This window comes from Tissierella creatinophila DSM 6911, assembly GCF_001940565.1.
In the GTDB taxonomy this organism is placed as follows: domain Bacteria; phylum Bacillota; class Clostridia; order Tissierellales; family Tissierellaceae; genus Tissierella_A; species Tissierella_A creatinophila.
The window spans coordinates 25,429-44,735 of sequence record NZ_LTDM01000001.1 but is presented as its reverse complement, the minus strand read 5'-3'; the positions used below and the strand labels follow the sequence as shown (position 1 = coordinate 44,735).

Genomic DNA, 19,307 nt, shown 5'->3' with positions numbered 1-19,307 from the left:
TTCTACATAAGTCTTAAAATTCCTTCTTATATTTTAAATTTTACTAAGTTAATTGAAATTTTTTTATAATCGTAAGTAGTTTATTAGTAAATTTTTTATCTTATAATATATTATACATCATAATTATGAAATTACATTTTATTTTTAGTATATCATTTATGATAAGATTTTTTTAGATATATATTGGATAGTTTATACATAATTATTAAAAAATAACTCGTGTTTTATTTTAATAAAGTGTAAGACTATTTAATAGGAGGTGGAAGATTTGAAAAAAAATAAAATATTTGTTTTAGCTTTAAGTTTAGGTTTAATGTTTACATCTGCAGCATGTACCACAAAAAATCCAAAGGTAAGTCGTAACACTAATAGAAACCTTTCTACTCAAACTAGAGACAATAGGTGGAACACAGATAGGAATCTAACAGGTACAGATACTGTAAGGGATAACACCAGAAACAACATGGGTATAAATGAATCCATTGATGTAAGAGAGAATGTTGACATAAATAATAGGGATAAAATAGGACTAAACAATCCCCTAAACGATAATGTCGATATGGGTCTAAATAATGGGTTAAGAAATGGTTTAGATACTAATATCAATAATGGAATGACTAGACCAAATAATGTTAATACACAAAATACAACTAATTTAAGTGATATTAGCAGTATGAACAAAGATGCTAGTAAAATAGCTAAAAAGATCGCAGATCTTAATGAAGTAAATAAAGCAAGTGTACTAATAACAGAAAATGAGGCTGTTGTTGGGGTAAACCTTCGAGGAAATACTCAAGGAACTATGACAAATGATTTAAGACAAAAGATTGAAAAAATAGTAAAAAATGAAGACAAATCAATAGATAAAATATCAATAACTACTGATCCTAATTTAGTTACTAGAATAAATACTATGACTACTAATATAGGAAATGGAAATATTGTAGATAACTTTGCCCAAGAAGTAAAAGATTTAATTAGAAGGATAACACCTAATAGTATGAAGTAAAATAAAAAGTTTGCTTTCCTTGTTTAAAGAAAGCAAACTTTTTATTTTTCCATTGCACGAGATAATTTATTTAGTGCACGGGATTCTATTCTAGATACATAAGATCTTGAAATTTTTAAAATCTCTGCTATTTCTCTTTGTGTCTTATAGTCACCATCTATAAGACCATATCTAAGTTGTACAATAATCTTTTCCCTTTTACCTAATATTTCATCCATACAGTTATATAGCTTTTTAGTTTCGAATTTTAAATCCACCTTATCTATTACTTCATCAGGATCTGTACCAAGAATATCTAATAGATTGATTTCATTACCTTCTTTATCTGAACCTACTGGATCATGAAGTGAAACTTCCATCTGTGTTTTTTTGTTTTGTCTTATACTCATAAGTATTTCATTATCAATACATCTAGCAGCATATGTTGCAAGTCTTGCTCCTTTATCAGCTTTAAAAGTATCTATTCCTTTTATAAGTCCGATAGTTCCTATGGATATCAAGTCTTCTACATCTCTTCCTGTATTATGATACTTTTTTACCATATGGGCTACGAGTCTTAAATTTCTTTCAACAAGTATGTCTTTAGCAGCTTTATCTCCTTTACTATGTAATTGCAAATATCTTTGTTCTTCTTCACGATTTAAAGGTTTAGGAAAGGCATTAGAGTTTATCATATAGCCACAAAGAACTATAAATGGCCTAAAAATAACACTTAAAATAAGATATAAAGTATTTTCCATTTTCATCTCCTCCAATGATATATATATGATTCATAGGAGGAGATGTTGCTAGTCTACTTCAATTTTTTTATTATTTCTTTAAATATTGGCAAGGCATCTACAGAGCCTCTGGATGCATTTTCAATTAAAATGGTAACTACATATTTAGGATTGTTTTCAGGATAAAATCCACTAAACCATCCATGAACAGTTTCTTCTCCATTATAGGTAGCCTGAGAAGATCCAGTTTTTCCACCGGCTCCTCCTAAAAATTTCAAATCCATAGATTTACCTGTACCAGATTTTACTACTTCTATTAACATTTCTTTTACTATATTTGCATCGTTATACGAAATGAGTCTTTTGTCATCTTCTTTAAAATATTCTTTAATTATTTTACCTTCTGAATTGGTAATTCCCTTTACTAATGTAAGTTTTTTATTTATTCCACCATTTGCTACAGTGGTTAGAAGATTTGCAACCTGAAGAGGAGTTACTTCTAAACTTCCTTGACCTATAGCTATATTTCCAATAGCTGCTCCATATAATTCATCAGTTTCAGGTAAGTTTCCCTCTACCTCTTCCATTAAACCAATATTTATTTTGGATCCAAAACCAAGACGTTTAGACATTTCAATTATTTTTTCTGCACCTATTTCTTTTGCAATTTGCATAAATGTGCTATTGCAGGAATTCGCAAATCCATCTTTTAGTGATAGTAATCCATGTATGTTATTACAATTGATTTTAAGCCCGTTTATTTCTTCAAAACCTTCACAAAAGAAGTTTTTATCTATTATACTAGGATTCTCTTCAAGTGCAGCTAATAACACTACTATTTTAAAAATAGATCCTGGGGGATATTTACCTTGAATAGTTTTATTATAAAGTGCCATATCTTTATCATTAAAATATTCTTCTATTCTTTCAGGATTAAAGTTTGGTCTAGAAGCTAAGGCTAGTACTTCTCCAGATTCTACCTCAGTTACCACTATACCACCATTTATTTTATTTTCATCCATTATCCTTTCAATATCTCTTTGTATATTTGAATCTATAGTAAGTTTTACACCCGAGGGATCATAAGGATTATAATTATGATTTACATTATAAGTTCCGCCCAGTACCATTTGCATTTTTCTATCGTATTCTACTATAAAAGAATCTTTTTCATAGGTTTTAAGAAATTCATCATAAACCTTTTCTATGCCACTTTCTCCTTTATTATCTAGTTCATTTATATATCCTATAACATGAGATAATAATCCATCACTATTGTATCTATTTATCACATCTACTAAAAATGCGTTTTCTTTTAAAAAAGACATATCTATATTGTTTTTTAATGGAATCTTTAAAAGCGTATCTTCGCTATTTAATTTTTCATTTAATTCACTAGAATTTAAATTAGTATTTGTCTTTATATAATCATATACAGAAGGCTTTTTTAATATATCCTTAGGGATTATCAATGTAAGTATCTTTTCATTATTAGTTAGTGGTATTAGGTTTTTATCAAAGATTATACCTCTTTTAGGGTTTAAATCTATTTTTTTACCTCTTTGATTTAAAGCTTTAGATGTAAATTCATCACCTTTCAACACTTGTAAGTAATATAATCTAAAACTAAGTAGTAAAAAAGATAAAATTATGAAAATGAAAAATACTATCACTCTTTTTTTATTTATATTATTATCCTCTTTTTTCATAAAAAACCTCCTTATCCATATTATTATCATCTGGATAAGGAGTTATTCTTGTAAATTTATTTATTTTCATAGAGTATAGATTTTATTTTTTGAACTATTAAATCTATTGCAACTTTATTGTATCCACCCTCTGGTATAATTATATCAGCATATCTTTTGCTAGGATCTATAAATTGTAGATGAGCTGGTCTAACTGTCTCCATATATTGAAGTATTACAGAATCTAGAGTTCTGCCTCTTTCCTTTATATCCCTAAGTATTCGCCTAATAACTCTTACATCTGAATCAGTATCTACAAACACCTTTATATCCAAAAGATCTCTAATTTCTTTTTCAAATAGAATTAAAATCCCTTCCAATATAATTATCTTTTTAGGTTCTACTTTAATGGTTTCTTTTTTTCTATTATGTTGCTCAAAATCGTATATAGGCTTTTCTATAGGCTGACCAGAAGTTAACTTTTTTAAATGTTCTACTAATAATACATTATCAAAAGCTGAAGGATGATCATAATTAGTTTTTATTCTCTCTTCATATGATAAATTGCTTTGATCTTTGTAATAGGAATCTTGTTCTATTATTACTATATCATTTTGAGGAATTGTTTTAAATATTTCCTTAGATACAGTAGATTTTCCAGAGCCTGTCCCTCCCGTAATTCCAATTAAAATAGGTGAATGCAATATTATCAGTCCTCTTTCCTTTTTCTAATTAAATAGTATTTTTCAATATCTTTTTTAAGTTTTATACTTATTATTTGCTGAGCATGTGGAGCAACTTCTATTTCCTCGCCTTTGTCATTCCACATCTTTTCAACCCTTTGAGTAAAATATTCTTTATTGGGTCCAAATACTTCTATTTCATCTCCTACAAAGATTCTATTTCTCTGTTCTATAGTAGCTATACCACTAGATGGGTCATAATCTAATACCCTACCTACAAAATCAAAACCTCTTACATAAGAGCTACTAGAATAAACTTGGGAATCTTTATCAGTTTTACCTAAATAAAATCCAGTAGTAAAGTCTCTATGACTAACTTTTTTAAGTTCATCTAGCCACTGAGGATTATAAATATAGTTTTTGGGGTCTTTGAGATATTCATCTAGTGCTATTCTATAAGCTCTAATAATAGTTGCAACATAATAGGCACTCTTTACCCTTCCCTCTATTTTAAAACTAGTAATACCTGCTTCTACTAGTCTTTCTATATATTCAATCATACATAGATCTTTAGAGTTAAATATAAAGCTTCCATTGTCATCTTCTATAACAGGAAAGTATTCACCTGGTCTTTTTTCTTCCACTACATGATATCTATATCTACAAGGCTGAGAACAGTCTCCTCTATTTGCATCTCTATCTGTCATATAATTGCTCATTAAACATCTCCCAGAATAAGACATACACATAGAACCATGTACAAAAGCTTCTATTTCCAAGTCTTTTGGAATTCTGTTAGTAATACTTTTAATTTCTTCAAATGAAAGTTCTCTTGCAAGAACTATTCTTCTTACTCCTAAATCATACCAAAACATTATAGTTTCATAGTTTGTAACACTTGCTTGAGTGCTTATATGAATGGGAAGTTCAGGTATAGTTCTTTTTATCATTGAAAACATACCAGGGTCTGATACTATAACTGCATCTACGTTTATATCATAAAGATACTTTATATATTCTTCTAATCCAATTAAATCTTCATCATGAGGAACTATGTTCAAGGTTATATAGACTTTTTTTCCTCTTTCGTGTGAATATTTTACACCTTCTTTAATCTCTTCAAGTGAAAAATTTTTAGAAGATGTTCTAAGTCCAAATGCTTCTCCTCCAAGATATACTGCGTCTGCCCCATACATAATAGCCATCTTTAATTTATCTAAATCTCCTGCTGGAGCTAATAATTCTACTGTTTGTGTCAAAAAATCACATCTCCTTATATGTTAAAGCTATTCCATCGCCTATTGGGATTACACAAGATGAATAACCTTCAATTTCATTTATATATTTTAAAAAGCCCCTTAGCCTTTTAACTATAGTCTTTTTTCTTCTTATTACTAAATCATCTGTTGCAACCATTCCTCTAAATAAAACATTATCAGATATAATCATTCCATTTGAATTTAAAAGTTTTAATGCTTCATTAAAAAACTCTAAATATTGTCCCTTAGCCGCATCAATAAATATTAAATCATATTTCTCTTTTAATTTGGGTAAAATTTCCTCAGCTTCACCTTGTAATATCTTGATGTTTTTTCTATAATCTGAATCGGTAATATTTTTTAGAGCTAATTCTATCATATCTACTCTTCTTTCAATCGTGGTTATAGTACAGTTGCCGTCTAATGCCTTTGCAAATACTAAAGCGGAGTACCCTATTGCTGTACCTATTTCAAGTATACTATTAGGCTTTAACGATTTTAATTGTACAGTTAAAAATTGTGCTACTTCAGGTTCTATTATTGGAATATGGTTTTCTTGTGCATACATTTCCATTTCTTTAAAACTATTTTTCTTTTCAGGAAGTAATCCCCTTATATATTCTTCTATATAGTCATTGTTTATATTACTCAAATTTTATCATCCTAGCTTATTTTTTTGGTGCTGCATTTAAATGTTCTTTATAAGTCTTTGTAAAGGTATGACTTCCATCTTCATCAGCAAGTCTAAAAAACAGATAATCTACATCCGCTGGTCTTATTGCAGCTATTAAAGACTTTTCTCCAGGAGATGCTATAGGAGATGGTGGTAAACCTTCATTTATATAAGTGTTAAATGGAGAATTTATTCCTGTTTCCTCATCAGTTAAACGTTCTTTTCTCTCCCCAAGGATATATTGAACCGTTGCACATGACTGTAATCTCATACCAGTTTTTAATCTATTGTGAAACACTCCAGAAATAGTAGGTCTTTCCTTATCCAATTTTGCCTCTCTTTCTATAATAGAAGCAAGTGTTATTATTTCATTTAAATCAAAATCTGTATTCTTTAAGTTTTTTTCTATATCTTTTATATATATTTCTTCAAAACCTTCAAGCATCTTTCTGATTATATCTTCTTCGCTATGATTTTCATAGACTTCATAAGTAGATGGAAATAAAAATCCTTCTAAGGATTGTTCTTTATCTAGATGTTTTAAAAAACTAAATTCCCCTTCAAAGTTTTCTTTCTCACTAACAAGAATTAAAAATTTATCTAAATTAATAAGCCCTTCTTTTTCTAGTTTTTCTGCTATATCTTTTATTTCATAGCCTTCAGGTATAGTAAAACTAATAGTATTACCAGATCTACCACCCTCTATAAGAGCATTTAATATTTCTTCTAAATCCATAGATTTGCTTAAACTATAATTTCCAGCTTTAAGATAAGCTTTATTATCTAGAGTTTTTACCTTCAATAAAAATATCCATTTGTTTTTTATCAGATTATTTTTCTCAAGTATCTCTCCTATATTTTTTGTAGAGCTCGAACTTGGAATATCTATATTTATAGGCTTTTTATCCATACTAGAAACTGGCTCTAACGATTTAGCATAGTAATTAAAAGATAAAAAGATTATGAGAATTAATAAAACAAAAAAAACATAAAACATAGTATGTATTTTATTTTTAGACTTTACTTTATACATTTTATTTTCACCTTCTTTAGTTTTTTAATACTCTTTAAAATTTGTAGCTTTTTCATATACATATAGGATTAAGTTTCCAAATATAACAACAGAAACTAATTCCCCTGCGGATATTCCTAGAACTGTATAAAAGTATGGTATCTTAGTAAAATACGATACCCAAATAGATACAATAACACCATTTAACACAACTGGAGGAATCATACCTGTAAATTTATTTTTCATCTTAGAAGTTAAATATGCTGCAAATAAAGTTACAACGCTTCCACCTATAATATCTATAAGTCCAAATCCCGAGTATGCCGCTAATAATAAGTTCGAAATAAGACATCCCACAAACAAACCTGGAATAGCAGCAGCTTCAACTAATGGTAGAAGAGTTAAACCTTCTGCAAGTCTTAGTTGAATGGGTCCAAAAGTTAAATTTGCTAACGGAAAAGGTAAAACTTGTATCATAACAAGTACTATGTATATTGCAGCAATTAGACTTGCTTTAGTTAAATATCTGACATTCACCTAAACTCCTCCTTTTATACTATTATACCATCTTTTTAAAATAATAAAAGATAAATCCCTGGTATAAATTTATACCAGGGATAAAATTAAACTTCCATTATAATAGGCAATATCATAGGATTTCTTTTCATTTTTTCATAAAAGTAAGATCTTAAAGAATCTCTTACATTAAATTTTAATGTAGTCCAATCTGTTATTTTATTTTTCTCACAGTCTGATAATACTTTTTTTACAATTTCACGAGATTCCGCCATTAAATCTTCAGATTCTCTTACATATACAAATCCTCTTGATATAATATCAGGTCCTGAAACAACATTTCTATTTTGCTTATCTATGCTCATTACAACAACTATAAGCCCATCTTCTGAAAGATGTTTTCTATCTCTTAATACTATATTTCCTACATCTCCAACGCCAAGTCCATCAACTAGGATGTTTCCAGCTTGAACTATAGGACCTCTTTTTGCTTCATCTTGTGTAAATTCCAGAGTTTGACCGTTTTCAATAATAAATATATTTTCTCTTGGCATTCCAAGATCATGAGCTAAATCTGAATGAATCTTTAAATGTCTATACTCACCATGTACTGGAATAAAAAACTTTGGCTTTAATAGGGTGTGAACAAGTTTTAATTCTTCTTGTTTAGCATGACCTGAAACGTGAACTTCAGCTAATGAATCATATATAACCTCGCTTCCCTTTTCAATAAGTTTATTTATTATTTTAGAAACTGTTTTTTCATTCCCAGGTATAGGTGTTGCTGATATTATTATTAAATCATCCTCTAAGAGGGAAATTTTCCTGTGCTCTCCATAAGCAATTCTAGTTAGAGCAGACATTGGTTCCCCTTGTGAACCTGTAGTTATAACTACGATTTCATCTTTTCTATATTTATCCATATCATTTATGTCTATAAAAGTTCCTTCTTGTACGTCTAAATACCCAAGTTCATATGCAACTGTAGTAGTATTTATCATGGATCTTCCAGATAATACAACCTTTCTATTATTCCTTTCAGCCGCTGTTATTATCTGTTGCACCCTGTAAACATTAGAAGCAAATGTAGCTACTAGTATTCGTCCCTTTGCATTTGCAAACATATCTCTAAATGCAGTGCCTACTGTACTTTCACTCATAGTATAACCTGGTCTTTCAGCATTTGTACTATCTGCCATTAAACAAAGTATACCTTCTTTGCCAAGTTCAGCAAATCTAGTTAAATCTATAACATTTCCAGATATTGGTGTATAATCTACTTTAAAATCCCCAGTATGAAATACAATTCCTACTGGAGTATGAATAGCTAGTGCAGAACTATCCGGTATACTGTGTCCTGTTGCAATAAATTCCACTTCAAATTTGCCAAGTTTTACAAAATCACCATGTTTTACAATATTTAAATTTACATTTTCTAATTTATGTTCTTTAAATTTTGTCTCTAATAGTGCTAATGTAAGTTTCGTACCATATATAGGTATATTTAGTCTTTTTAAAGTATATGGAATCGCTCCTATATGGTCTTCATGACCATGGGTTATAACTAAACCTCTTATCTTATCTCTATTTCTAAATAGATAAGATATATCAGGTATAACTATATCTACTCCTAACATTTCATCTTCTGGAAAAGTCATACCACAATCTATGAGTATAATATCGTCCCCATACTCTAGCACAGTAATATTTTTTCCAATTTCCCCCAGCCCTCCTAAGGGAATTATTTTCAATTTTGCTTTTTTACTCACTTTATCACTCCTTGTTTTTTTTAAAGTCCTTTATTTAAAATCTATATTTATTGTTTATAATAAATTCATCTTATATCTTAAACTTGTATAGTTGTTGGATAAGTAAGAACTTTATATTAGAAAAATTAATTTAATATATCTTTTTATAAATCTTTACAATCTTTACAATATCCATAAAATTTTACATTGTGATCAGTTATATAAAAAGCCTCTTGACTTTCTATAGTGTTTTCTAATGATTCTAAAAGATCTAATTCTACTTCTAAAATATTTCCACATTTTAAGCATATTAAATGGTGGTGGTGATGATCATTAGTATTTTCCTTTATCTCGTATCTACTAAATCCATCATCAAAATTAACCTTTACAACTATATTTAGATTTTCAAATAGTTGTATGGTTCTGTATATAGTAGCAATTCCTATTTCAGGATAATCTACTGATACAAGATTAAAGATTTCTTCACAACTCAAATGTTCATGAACATTTTCTATTATTGTATTTAAAATTGCTTTTCTTTGATTAGTTAATTTATAACCTTTTGTTTTTAATATTTCTTTATATTCATCAATATTTATTTGCATGTTTCTCACCTGCTTATCAGTTAAAAATATATTTATATTATTGTAAATTTTCCTTTAATAATTCTTCATACACTTCTTCAGCTTCTTTTAATTCTTCATCATCTATTCCAACTAATATTTCATCTCCATTTTCATCAAAATCAATTCTTAAAATATATGTGTCAGATTCGATATCATCAGCAGGTAACATAGCAACATAGTCTATATCATCTAAAGTAAACTTAGCTTTTATTAAAAACTCTATCCCATTTCCAAGCTCATCATAAAATAAATGTCTTTGCATCACTTTTAATTCCCCCTTTTTACACTGTCTAAATAAGATTGTAAAATAAAACTTGCTGCAATTTTATCTATATACTGTTTTCTATTTTCACGTCTTATATTTCCCTCTATTAAAATACGTTCTGCAGACATAGTAGTCATTCTTTCATCTATATATATTACATCTATGTTAAATTTATTTTTTATTTTCTCTCCAAATTTTAATACCTTTTCACTTTGAGGACCTATGGTTCCATTCATATTCTTAGGAAGTCCTAATACTATTGTTTTTATATTATATTCATCTATTACATCTTTTAACTCTACAAAGTCTTTCTTTTTACCAACTCTTTTTATAGTTTTTACACCTTGAGCTGTTAATTGTAGTAAATCACTTACTGCCACACCGATATATTTATCTCCTACATCTAATCCTAAAATTCTTTCCATTAATACTCCCCATTTAAATTACTTTTATACAAAATTCTGGACATACAGTGGCACAATACCCACAAAGTATACATTTTTCATTGGGCACAGCTATTTTATCTATTATATTTATTCCATTTTGTTTGCATCTTTTTACACAATTTTCGCATGCTATACAATAATCAGCTACTATAAGTTTTCTTTTTTTCTTATCTATTTGTTCTTTTAAACTTTGAGGGATATATCCTTTTTCTATTAAACTTATATTTGCATCTATTTCCTTAGTAGATTGCATTCCTATAGCTATAGAATCTATAAAAGGAATCTTTTTTACAAAATTAAAGGATTCTTCTATGTTCTTTATTAAATGTCCTCCACCTAAAGGTTTCATACCATATATGCCTTTACCTAAAGCATGTATTTGTTTTAATTCTTTTAACATACCATCTATATTTCCGTCTTGAATTCCTAATCCTTGTTTGTTTACTATTGGGTGAATTATTTCTATTTCTTTTATTTTTCTTGCTGCCTCTGCTCCCGCTATATTATGTGTTGATATACCAAATGCTCTAATAAGTCCCATTTCTTTAGCTTTTAAGAAATATTCTATAGCTTCAAAATGACCTTTTACAGTATATATACTTTCCTGTTCATGAAGTAAAAATATGTCTATATAATCCGTTCCAATTTTCTTTAAAGCCAAATCTAAACTCGCCTTAGCCATTTCTTTTGTATATGCATAGCTCTTTGTAGCTATAACATACTCTTCTCTTTTTATCCCCTTTAAAGCTTCTTTTATATAATGATAGTTTTCATATATCTCCGCAGTATCTAAAAAGTTTATTCCTCTTTCAAAAGCATATTCTATTAAGTATGCTCCATCTTTTACAGATAGATTTGCTTGAAAAGGAGTCATAGTTAAAGAACCAAAGCAAAGTCTAGATACTTCAATATTAGTATCTCCTAATAATACTTTTTTCATTACTACACTTCCCATGCTTTATAAAAATCTTATAGAATGGATCTATGATCCATTCTATAAGTTAAATATTGTGTTTTAAATATTCTCTTAGAATTTCTTCTAGTATTTCATCTCTTTCTATCTTTTTAATAATAGATCTAGCGTCCTTATGACTTGTTATATAAGTTGGATCTCCAGATAATATATATCCTATTATTTGATTTACTGGTTCATATTCTTTTTCTTTTAATGCCTTATACACATATAAAAGTATTTCTTTTGGTTCGGTCATATTTTCCTTTGGCACTTCAAATTTCATTGTCTCGTTTCTATAATTATCCATTTTGAGTACCTCCATTATCTTTATTATACCATAATTTTCTTATTTTAAATAAGAAAAGCTTTATTAATTTCATAAATCTTCCATTTTATCTATTTAAAATCTGAAATTAAATCTACAACTTTTGAAAATGCTTCTTCTAATTTAGAAACATCCCTTCCCCCCGCTTGAGCTATATTAGGTCTTCCTCCACCATTTCCTCCGGTTATTTTAGCAACTTCTTTTACAATGTTTCCAGCTAAAATCCCTTTAGAATTTAAATCTTTAGTTACCATAACTAAAAATATTATTTTTTCATCTACTACAGATGCAAGTACTATAACTCCAGAATCTAGTTTATCTTTTATTTTATCTCCTAAAGTTCTAAGATCATCTATATCCATATTATCAACTCTATAAGTTACAAGAGAGGTATCTCCTACTTTAACTAAAGTTTCTAAAACTTCCTTAGAAAGATCTCCAGAAAGCTTTTTCTTTAATTCACTAACTTCTTTTTCTTGAGCCTTTAGTTCACTTACAAGATTTTCTGTTTTATCTATTAAATCGATCTTATTCGTTTTTAAAATTTCACTTAAAGTTTCTATCTGTTCTTCTTTTTCATTTAAATACTCATATACTGAAAGACCTGTTATAGCTTCTATTCTTCGAACTCCTGATGCTATACCACCTTCTGAGATTATTTTAAACATTCCTATGTTAGATGTGTTTATAACGTGGGTTCCTCCACAAAGTTCTTGAGAAAAGTCTCCCATCCTTATTATTCTTACAATTTCTCCATATTTTTCTTCAAATAATCCTACTACTCCTTGTTTTTGAGCTTCTTCTAAAGAAGCCTCAGTTGTAGTAACTTCTAAACCATTATAAATCTCTCTATTTACTATTTGTTCTATAAGATTTAATTGTTCCACAGTTGGACTTTCAAAATGAGTATAGTCAAATCTAAGTCTATTTGGAAGAACTATTGAACCTGCTTGATTTACATGTTCACCTAATACTTCTCTTAGTGCTTTATGAAGAAGATGTGTAGCAGAGTGATTTCTTCTTATAGAATCTCTTCTTGAAATATCTACCATTGCAACAACTTCATCATTTAAATTTATAGTTCCTTCCATTACCTTAATCATATGAATAATAAGTCCATCTTTATTGTGTTTTGTATCTATTACTTCTACTTCAAAACTATCATTTTTAATTAGTCCACTATCTCCTACTTGACCACCAGATTCAGCATAAAAAGGAGTTTCATCTAACACAAGCATTCCTTCTTCACCTTCACTCATAGAGTTTACACCCTTTTCCTTGCTCACTAAAGATATAACTTTGGACTTGGTCTTTGTAGTTTCATATCCCTTAAATATAGAGTTAAGTTTTTTAAATAGTTCAAGGTCTATGCTTGCTCCCCATCCACTATCACCTTCATCTCTAGCAGTCCTAGCTCTCTTTCTTTGATTTTCCATTTGGATATTGAATTCTCTTTCATCTGCTTTTAATGACTTTTCTTCTAATATCTCTAAAGTCAAGTCTAAAGGGAATCCATAAGTATCATAAAGTTTAAAAACACGTTCTCCAGAGAGCATAGTTTCTTTGTTTATTTCCATATCTTTAATATAGACTTCTAAAATTTGCATACCGGAGTCTATAGTTTCTTGAAATTTATCTTCTTCAGCTTTTATAATCTTTTTAATATGGTCTTCTCTTAATTTTATTTCTTTATACTCTACCATCCAAGAATTTATAAATTCTCCTACTATGTCTGTTAAAAATGTTCCATCTATTCTTAAAAGCTTTCCATGTCTACTAGCTCGTCTTATAAGCCTACGAAGGACATATCCACGACCTTCGTTACTAGGAAGCACACCATCGCCTACTAAGAAAGTCATCGCCCTAATATGATCTGTAATTACTCTTATAGATACATCTTTAGCTTTATCACTTCCATATTTATAATCACTTACATCTTCAATTTTATTTATAATCTTTTTTATTTCTTTTATTTCAAATATATTGTTTGCATTTTCCATAACGGCTGCAATTCTTTCAAGACCCATACCTGTATCTATATTTGGATGTGCTAAAGGATGATATACTCCTTTCTCATCTTTATCAAATTGAGTAAACACTAAGTTCCATACCTCAATAAATCTATCACATTCGCATCCTGGCTTGCAGTCTTTAGAACCACAACCATATGCTTCTCCTCTATCTATATATATTTCTGAACAAGGTCCTGAAGGTCCAATCTCAAGCTCCCAAAAATTATCTTCTTTTCCAAGTGGAACTATTTTTTCCATAGGAAGCCCTATATCTTCATTCCATATCCTGGCAGCTTCAGTGTCTTCAAAATATACAGATGCCCAAAGAGCTTTTGGCTCTATTTCAAGTCTTTCTGTTAAAAACTCCCAAGCCCATTCTATAGCTTCTTTTTTAAAATAATCTCCAAAAGAAAAATTTCCTAACATTTCAAAAAATGTTGCGTGTCTATCTGTTTTACCTACATTTTCAATGTCCCCAGTTCTAATACATTTTTGACAGGTAGCCATTCTTCTTCTTGGAGGATTTAACTCTCCAGTAAAATATTTTTTCATAGGAGCCATACCAGCACCTATAAGTAATAAGGATTTATCATTTTTTGGTATTAAAGAGAAACTAGGTACAACTAAATGTCCTTTTTCCTCGAAGTAATCTAAAAATTCTCTTCTAATCTCATGTAGTCCTATTTTTTTCATATTTACACCTCTTTTTCGTTCGATTAATTATAAAAAAATCTCCTCCTATTTTGGGAGGAGATTTTTATACCTATTTGGATTATAATTTAATCTAAAGCTTTTGTCAATTCTTTCTATCTTTATAAATCAGTCTTTTCTCCTTTATAAACTCATATATTATCTTCAAAACTGCCACAAGGGGAACTGAAATTATCATACCAAATACCCCAAATATTCCTCCACCTATTATTATAGATAATAGTATTACAAGTGGATGTATACCCATATTTTCTCCTATTATTTTGGGAGCCAAAATATTGTTTTCTCCCCATTGAATTACTACGAATAATATGCTTACCCATATAGCCTTTATTGGACTTTCTACAAAACCAAAAAATAGAGCAGGTATAAAACCCATTAGAGGTCCAATATATGGCACAATATCAAAGATTCCTGTGACAAGCCCTATAACAAATGCAAAATCAACACCCAATATAAATAATATTATACTAGTAAATATACCAACGTATAAAGACATTAAGAGTCGCCCTTTAATAAATTTTGAAAGAGAATTATCTATTGTAGTAGCTAAATATATAATATCTTTTTTATGTTTTTTAGGAATCCATCCCTTTATTTTTTTAACAAAGTAATCTTTATCTACTAAAAAATATAGCGTTAAAATAGGAGTTAATATAATATTTATTATTTTAGATGTCATACCTATTATAGCACCTACAAAGTTTTTTAATCCGTTTACAAAAACATTTTCAATCTTTATTATGTTTTCCATAACTACTTTTTCTACATCTTTAAACATAGGAGGTAACCCGCCAAGTATAGAATAGTATTTAGTATACATTTTATCTACTAAATCTGATAGCCTATCAAAATACATAGGAAGGTCTGTAACTAACCTTTTTATCTCTCTTCCAGACTTTGGTATTATCAAAAATGCTAAAATGAAGAATATTCCAAGTATAGAGATATAGAGTATAAGAACTCCTTCTAATCTATTTATTCCTCGTTTTTCTAATTTGTTTATTAATGGATTTAATGTATAAGCAAGTATAATAGATATTATTGTAGTAATAAATATATCATATAAAAATGGGTTTCGCTTTAAGAATACATATAAAAAATAAGCAAATATTAAAGCTAAGAATGTTATAATTATCCATTTATTTTGTATATTTATCTTTTTACTATTTTCAACAAATCTATTTCCTATATTTATAAGATAATAAATAACTAAAAATGTTAAAGTAATAGATAATATACCAATAGCTTTTATAAAAATATCTGGAGATCCTTGCCCAATCATAATCTCACTCCCATATATAATTAGGCAACAAATAGTTGCCTAATTATAATTTATTCTTCTATATCATGATCATGAAGATCATCATCAAAATTTATATCTTCTAAACCTTCTATATGAATATTGTTTTTCTTAGAATAATCTAATAATGCAGCTTTAATAGCTTGCTCAGCAAGAACTGAACAATGCATTTTAATAGGTGGAAGCCCATCTAATGCATCAGCTACAGCTTTATTAGTAAGATTCATAGCTTCATCTATTGTCTTGCCTTTTATAAGCTCTGTAGCCATGCTAGATGATGCAATAGCAGAACCACATCCAAAGGTTTTGAACTTAACATCTTTTATAGTATTATCCTCTATCTTCAAATACATTCGCATTATATCTCCACATTTTACATTTCCTACTTCTCCAATGCCATCTGCATTTTCTATTTCTCCTACATTTCTAGGATTTGTGAAGTGTTCCATAACTGTTTTTGAATACATTATTTTTCCCCCTCAAGTTTATCATATAGCGGTGACATCATCCTAAGCTTTTGTACTATTTTTTTAAGTTCTTCTACTACATAATTTATTTCTTCTTCGTTATTAAAATCTCCTAAACTAAGTCTAAGTGAACCATGAGCAATCTCATGATCAAGTCCTATACCTAATAATACATGTGAAGGATCAAGTGAACCAGAAGTACAAGCTGAACCACTAGAGCCAGCAATTCCTACCATATCTAAACTAAGAAGTAATGATTCTCCTTCGATATATTTAAAAGAGAAATTTACATTCCCCGGTAGTCTTTTGGTTCTATGTCCATTTAATTTTATTTCATCTATACTATCTTCTATTTTTTTTATTAAATTATCTCTAAGTGATATTAGTTTATTATTATGTTCTTCTAAATTTTCATATGCTAATTCTATTGCTTTTCCCATCCCTACTATAGCAGGAACATTTTCTGTACCAGCTCTTTTATTTCTTTCTTGTCCGCCTCCAGTTATTAGAGAATCAAGCTTTATTCCCTTTCTAACATATAGTGCTCCAATGCCCTTTGGTCCATATACTTTATGGGCAGACATAGATAATAGATCTATATTCATATCATTTACATCTATTTTAATATTTCCCATAGCTTGAACGGCATCTGTATGAAATATAATTCCTTTTGATTTTGCAATTTCTCCTATTTCTTTAATAGGTTCTATAGTCCCAATTTCATTATTTGCAGTCATAATAGTTATAAGGATAGTTGTATCTTTAATAGAGTTTTTTAATTCTTCTAAATCAACTATACCATCTTTATCTACATTTAAATAAGTTACTTCAAAACCATCTTTTTCTAAATACTCACATGTATGAAGTACTGCATGATGCTCTATTTTAGATGTTATTATATGATTACCCTTTTTTTTGTTTTTATATGCAATCCCTTTAATAGCCCAGTTATCTGATTCAGATCCCCCTGCTGTAAAGTATATTTCTTCCTTTTTTGCTGCTATAGATTTTGCAACTTGTTCTCTAGCTTTCTCAACAGCTACTTTTGAAGTTTGTCCTAAACTATATATACTAGAAGGATTACCATATTTTTCTTTAAAAAAAGGCATCATTTCTTCTAAAACTTCATCTTTTACAGGTGTAGTAGCAGCATTATCCATATATATATATTCTCTCATAAACATCCTCCTAAATATTTTTATTTAACTACTATATATCTTTTATCATATCATCTAAGGTAATAGAATCTACTACTTCATCTATACTATTTTTAATTTTCATAAGTACTAATTTAGTGGCACAAGCATCATCTTTACAACACTCGCTATCATCATTTACACAGCTCGCAGGAGCCAAACTTCCTTCCAAACTTCTAAGTATATCTCCTACAGTGATATCTTTAGGCGGTTTGGATAGCATATATCCACCTTGTGAGCCTCTGACACTATTTAATAGACCATCTCTTTTAAGTACTGAAAAAAGTTGCTCTAAATAATTATCTGAAAGTTCTTGTTTTTGAGCAATCTTTTTTAAAGAAATTGGTCCTTCTCCATAACTAATTGCTAGTTCAAACATAGCCATAAGACCATATCTTCCTTTAGTAGATAGTTTAATATCAATCACCTCTTTTAATTCCCACTATTTCACTCAAGTATTATAAGATTTAGTATATAATATCCCACTAAACCTGTCAACATTAAAAACTTAAAAACCAATCTTTTTCTTCAATCTTTAAAGATTAGTTTTTATTGTTTGATTATTTATTTAATTTTATTTTTAATTTAGATATCATATCATGGGTCATAGTGTCCAAATCATATTTGGGATTCCATCCCCATTCCTCTCTAGCAGCAGTATCGTCTAACGAATTTGGCCAAGAATCTGCAATAGATTGTCTAACGGGATCTACATCATAATTTAATTTAAATCCTGGGATTTCTTTTCTTATAGAATCTGCAAGTTCTTCGGGATCAAAACTCATGGCAGATATATTAAATGCATTTCTATGGATTAATTTAGAAGGATCTGCTTCCATTAAATCGATTATAGCATCTAGTGCATCAGGCATATACATCATATCCATTTTAGTACCTTTGTCTATAAAAGAAGTATATTCTTTTTGTTTTATAGCATCGTAATATATATGAACAGCATAATCAGTAGTGCCTCCACCTGGAAGAGTTTTATATGAAATCAATCCTGGAAATCTTACTCCTCTTGTATCTACACCAAACTTTTCAAAATAATAGTCGCATAATAATTCACCAGCTACTTTTGTAACTCCATACATAGTATTTGGCCTTTGAATAGTATCTTGTGGCGTTTTATCTGGCGGGGTAGTAGGTCCAAATGCAGCTATAGAACTGGGTGTATATATTTGAGATTTTGTTTGTTTACCTATTTCTAGTACATTTATGAGACCATTCATATTTACATTCCAACAGTCAAGCGGTCTCTCCTCACCTATGGCTGAAAGAATAGCAGCTAAATTTATAATTGTATTTATATTGTATCTTTTAGTAATCTTTAATAACTCTTCTCCATCATTTATATCTAATATTTCAAAAGGACCTGCTTCTATTAATTCTTCATGTCCTTCTTTTTTCCTTCTGTTACTAGCAATAACATTGTTAGAACCATAGATTCCCCTAAGTTTGTTTGTAAGTTCAGAACCTATTTGTCCTAAAGCTCCTGTTACTAAGATTTTTCTCATTGTCACACCTCCAAAATTGTTTAAAAAATATTTCATCGTTTATTATACCACAATGATATGTAATTTAAATCTTAATTTATTATCATTTATGATAAGATTTATTATGATATTTTTTATTAAATAAATTTTAATTATAAAAAAAGATTAAACTCTTTTTAGTATGACTAAATGCCATGC

20 protein-coding genes are annotated in these 19,307 nt (G+C 29.0%); 1 reads left to right on the top strand and 19 read right to left on the bottom strand.

Going from position 1 to position 19,307, the window contains the following annotated elements; genetic code table 11:
• The first annotated feature begins 268 nt into the window (after positions 1-268).
• On the top strand, positions 269-1,009 hold the full coding sequence (locus tag TICRE_RS00220) for a YhcN/YlaJ family sporulation lipoprotein (protein WP_075724021.1): 741 nt from the start codon (positions 269-271) through the stop codon (positions 1,007-1,009).
• Positions 1,010-1,050: 41 nt separating this feature from the next.
• Here the strand turns inward: TICRE_RS00220 and sigK are convergent, their stop codons facing one another.
• The 19 genes from sigK to TICRE_RS00125 all read right to left on the bottom strand — a co-directional run bounded on the left by sigK (position 1,051) and on the right by TICRE_RS00125 (position 19,130).
• Positions 1,051-1,749 carry an RNA polymerase sporulation sigma factor SigK gene (gene sigK, locus TICRE_RS00215; RefSeq protein WP_075724020.1) on the bottom strand — a complete coding sequence of 233 codons (699 nt, stop codon included), beginning with the start codon at positions 1,747-1,749 and terminating at the stop codon, positions 1,051-1,053.
• Positions 1,750-1,802: 53 nt separating this feature from the next.
• Positions 1,803-3,437: a peptidoglycan D,D-transpeptidase FtsI family protein gene (locus TICRE_RS00210; RefSeq protein WP_075724019.1), complete on the bottom strand. Its 1,635-nt coding sequence runs from the start codon at positions 3,435-3,437 to the stop codon at positions 1,803-1,805.
• A 56-nt stretch (positions 3,438-3,493) separates the two neighbouring features.
• Positions 3,494-4,120, bottom strand: a complete 627-nt coding sequence (gene udk / locus TICRE_RS00205) for a uridine kinase (RefSeq protein ID WP_233120105.1) — start codon at positions 4,118-4,120, stop codon at positions 3,494-3,496.
• Between the two features lie 5 nt (positions 4,121-4,125).
• The gene (locus TICRE_RS00200) at positions 4,126-5,304 is read right to left on the bottom strand and encodes a peptidase U32 family protein (protein ID WP_075724083.1); all 1,179 of its coding nucleotides are present in this window, start codon (positions 5,302-5,304) and stop codon (positions 4,126-4,128) included.
• Between the two features lie 58 nt (positions 5,305-5,362).
• The gene (locus TICRE_RS00195; RefSeq protein ID WP_075724017.1) at positions 5,363-6,010 is read right to left on the bottom strand and encodes an O-methyltransferase; all 648 of its coding nucleotides are present in this window, start codon (positions 6,008-6,010) and stop codon (positions 5,363-5,365) included.
• A 16-nt stretch (positions 6,011-6,026) separates the two neighbouring features.
• Positions 6,027-7,064 carry an endolytic transglycosylase MltG gene (gene mltG, locus TICRE_RS00190; protein ID WP_075724016.1) on the bottom strand — a complete coding sequence of 346 codons (1,038 nt, stop codon included), beginning with the start codon at positions 7,062-7,064 and terminating at the stop codon, positions 6,027-6,029.
• A 24-nt stretch (positions 7,065-7,088) separates the two neighbouring features.
• Positions 7,089-7,580, bottom strand: coding sequence for a QueT transporter family protein (locus TICRE_RS00185; protein WP_075724015.1), 492 nt, complete (start codon positions 7,578-7,580; stop codon positions 7,089-7,091).
• Positions 7,581-7,666: 86 nt separating this feature from the next.
• On the bottom strand, positions 7,667-9,328 hold the full coding sequence (locus TICRE_RS00180) for a ribonuclease J (protein ID WP_075724014.1): 1,662 nt from the start codon (positions 9,326-9,328) through the stop codon (positions 7,667-7,669).
• A 143-nt stretch (positions 9,329-9,471) separates the two neighbouring features.
• A complete protein-coding gene (locus tag TICRE_RS00175) occupies positions 9,472-9,912 on the bottom strand; it encodes a Fur family transcriptional regulator (RefSeq protein ID WP_075724013.1) in 441 nt (146 codons plus the stop codon).
• A 37-nt stretch (positions 9,913-9,949) separates the two neighbouring features.
• Positions 9,950-10,195: a DUF1292 domain-containing protein gene (locus tag TICRE_RS00170; protein ID WP_075724082.1), complete on the bottom strand. Its 246-nt coding sequence runs from the start codon at positions 10,193-10,195 to the stop codon at positions 9,950-9,952.
• Between the two features lie 5 nt (positions 10,196-10,200).
• Complete coding sequence (gene ruvX / locus TICRE_RS00165; protein WP_075724012.1) at positions 10,201-10,623, bottom strand: Holliday junction resolvase RuvX; 423 nt, start codon at positions 10,621-10,623, stop codon at positions 10,201-10,203.
• 13 nt (positions 10,624-10,636) lie between these two features.
• A complete protein-coding gene (locus TICRE_RS00160) occupies positions 10,637-11,584 on the bottom strand; it encodes an aldo/keto reductase (protein ID WP_075724011.1) in 948 nt (315 codons plus the stop codon).
• Between the two features lie 61 nt (positions 11,585-11,645).
• A complete protein-coding gene (locus tag TICRE_RS00155; RefSeq protein WP_075724010.1) occupies positions 11,646-11,906 on the bottom strand; it encodes an IreB family regulatory phosphoprotein in 261 nt (86 codons plus the stop codon).
• An 89-nt stretch (positions 11,907-11,995) separates the two neighbouring features.
• Entirely contained in the window at positions 11,996-14,629 is a 2,634-nt protein-coding gene (alaS, locus tag TICRE_RS00150; protein ID WP_075724009.1) for an alanine--tRNA ligase, read from the bottom strand.
• Between the two features lie 103 nt (positions 14,630-14,732).
• Entirely contained in the window at positions 14,733-15,932 is a 1,200-nt protein-coding gene (locus TICRE_RS00145; protein WP_075724008.1) for an AI-2E family transporter, read from the bottom strand.
• A 50-nt stretch (positions 15,933-15,982) separates the two neighbouring features.
• Positions 15,983-16,417, bottom strand: coding sequence for a Fe-S cluster assembly scaffold protein NifU (gene nifU / locus TICRE_RS00140; protein ID WP_084191660.1), 435 nt, complete (start codon positions 16,415-16,417; stop codon positions 15,983-15,985).
• Positions 16,417-17,595 (bottom strand): cysteine desulfurase NifS, encoded by a 1,179-nt coding sequence (gene nifS, locus TICRE_RS00135; protein WP_075724006.1) that lies wholly within the window; start codon positions 17,593-17,595, stop codon positions 16,417-16,419. The genes nifU and nifS overlap by 1 nt, the downstream gene beginning before the upstream one ends.
• A gap of 31 nt (positions 17,596-17,626) precedes the next feature.
• Entirely contained in the window at positions 17,627-18,040 is a 414-nt protein-coding gene (locus tag TICRE_RS00130; RefSeq protein WP_456300650.1) for an RrF2 family transcriptional regulator, read from the bottom strand.
• Positions 18,041-18,173: 133 nt separating this feature from the next.
• Positions 18,174-19,130 carry an L-threonine 3-dehydrogenase gene (locus TICRE_RS00125; RefSeq protein ID WP_075724005.1) on the bottom strand — a complete coding sequence of 319 codons (957 nt, stop codon included), beginning with the start codon at positions 19,128-19,130 and terminating at the stop codon, positions 18,174-18,176.
• Between the last annotated feature and the right edge of the window lie 177 nt (positions 19,131-19,307).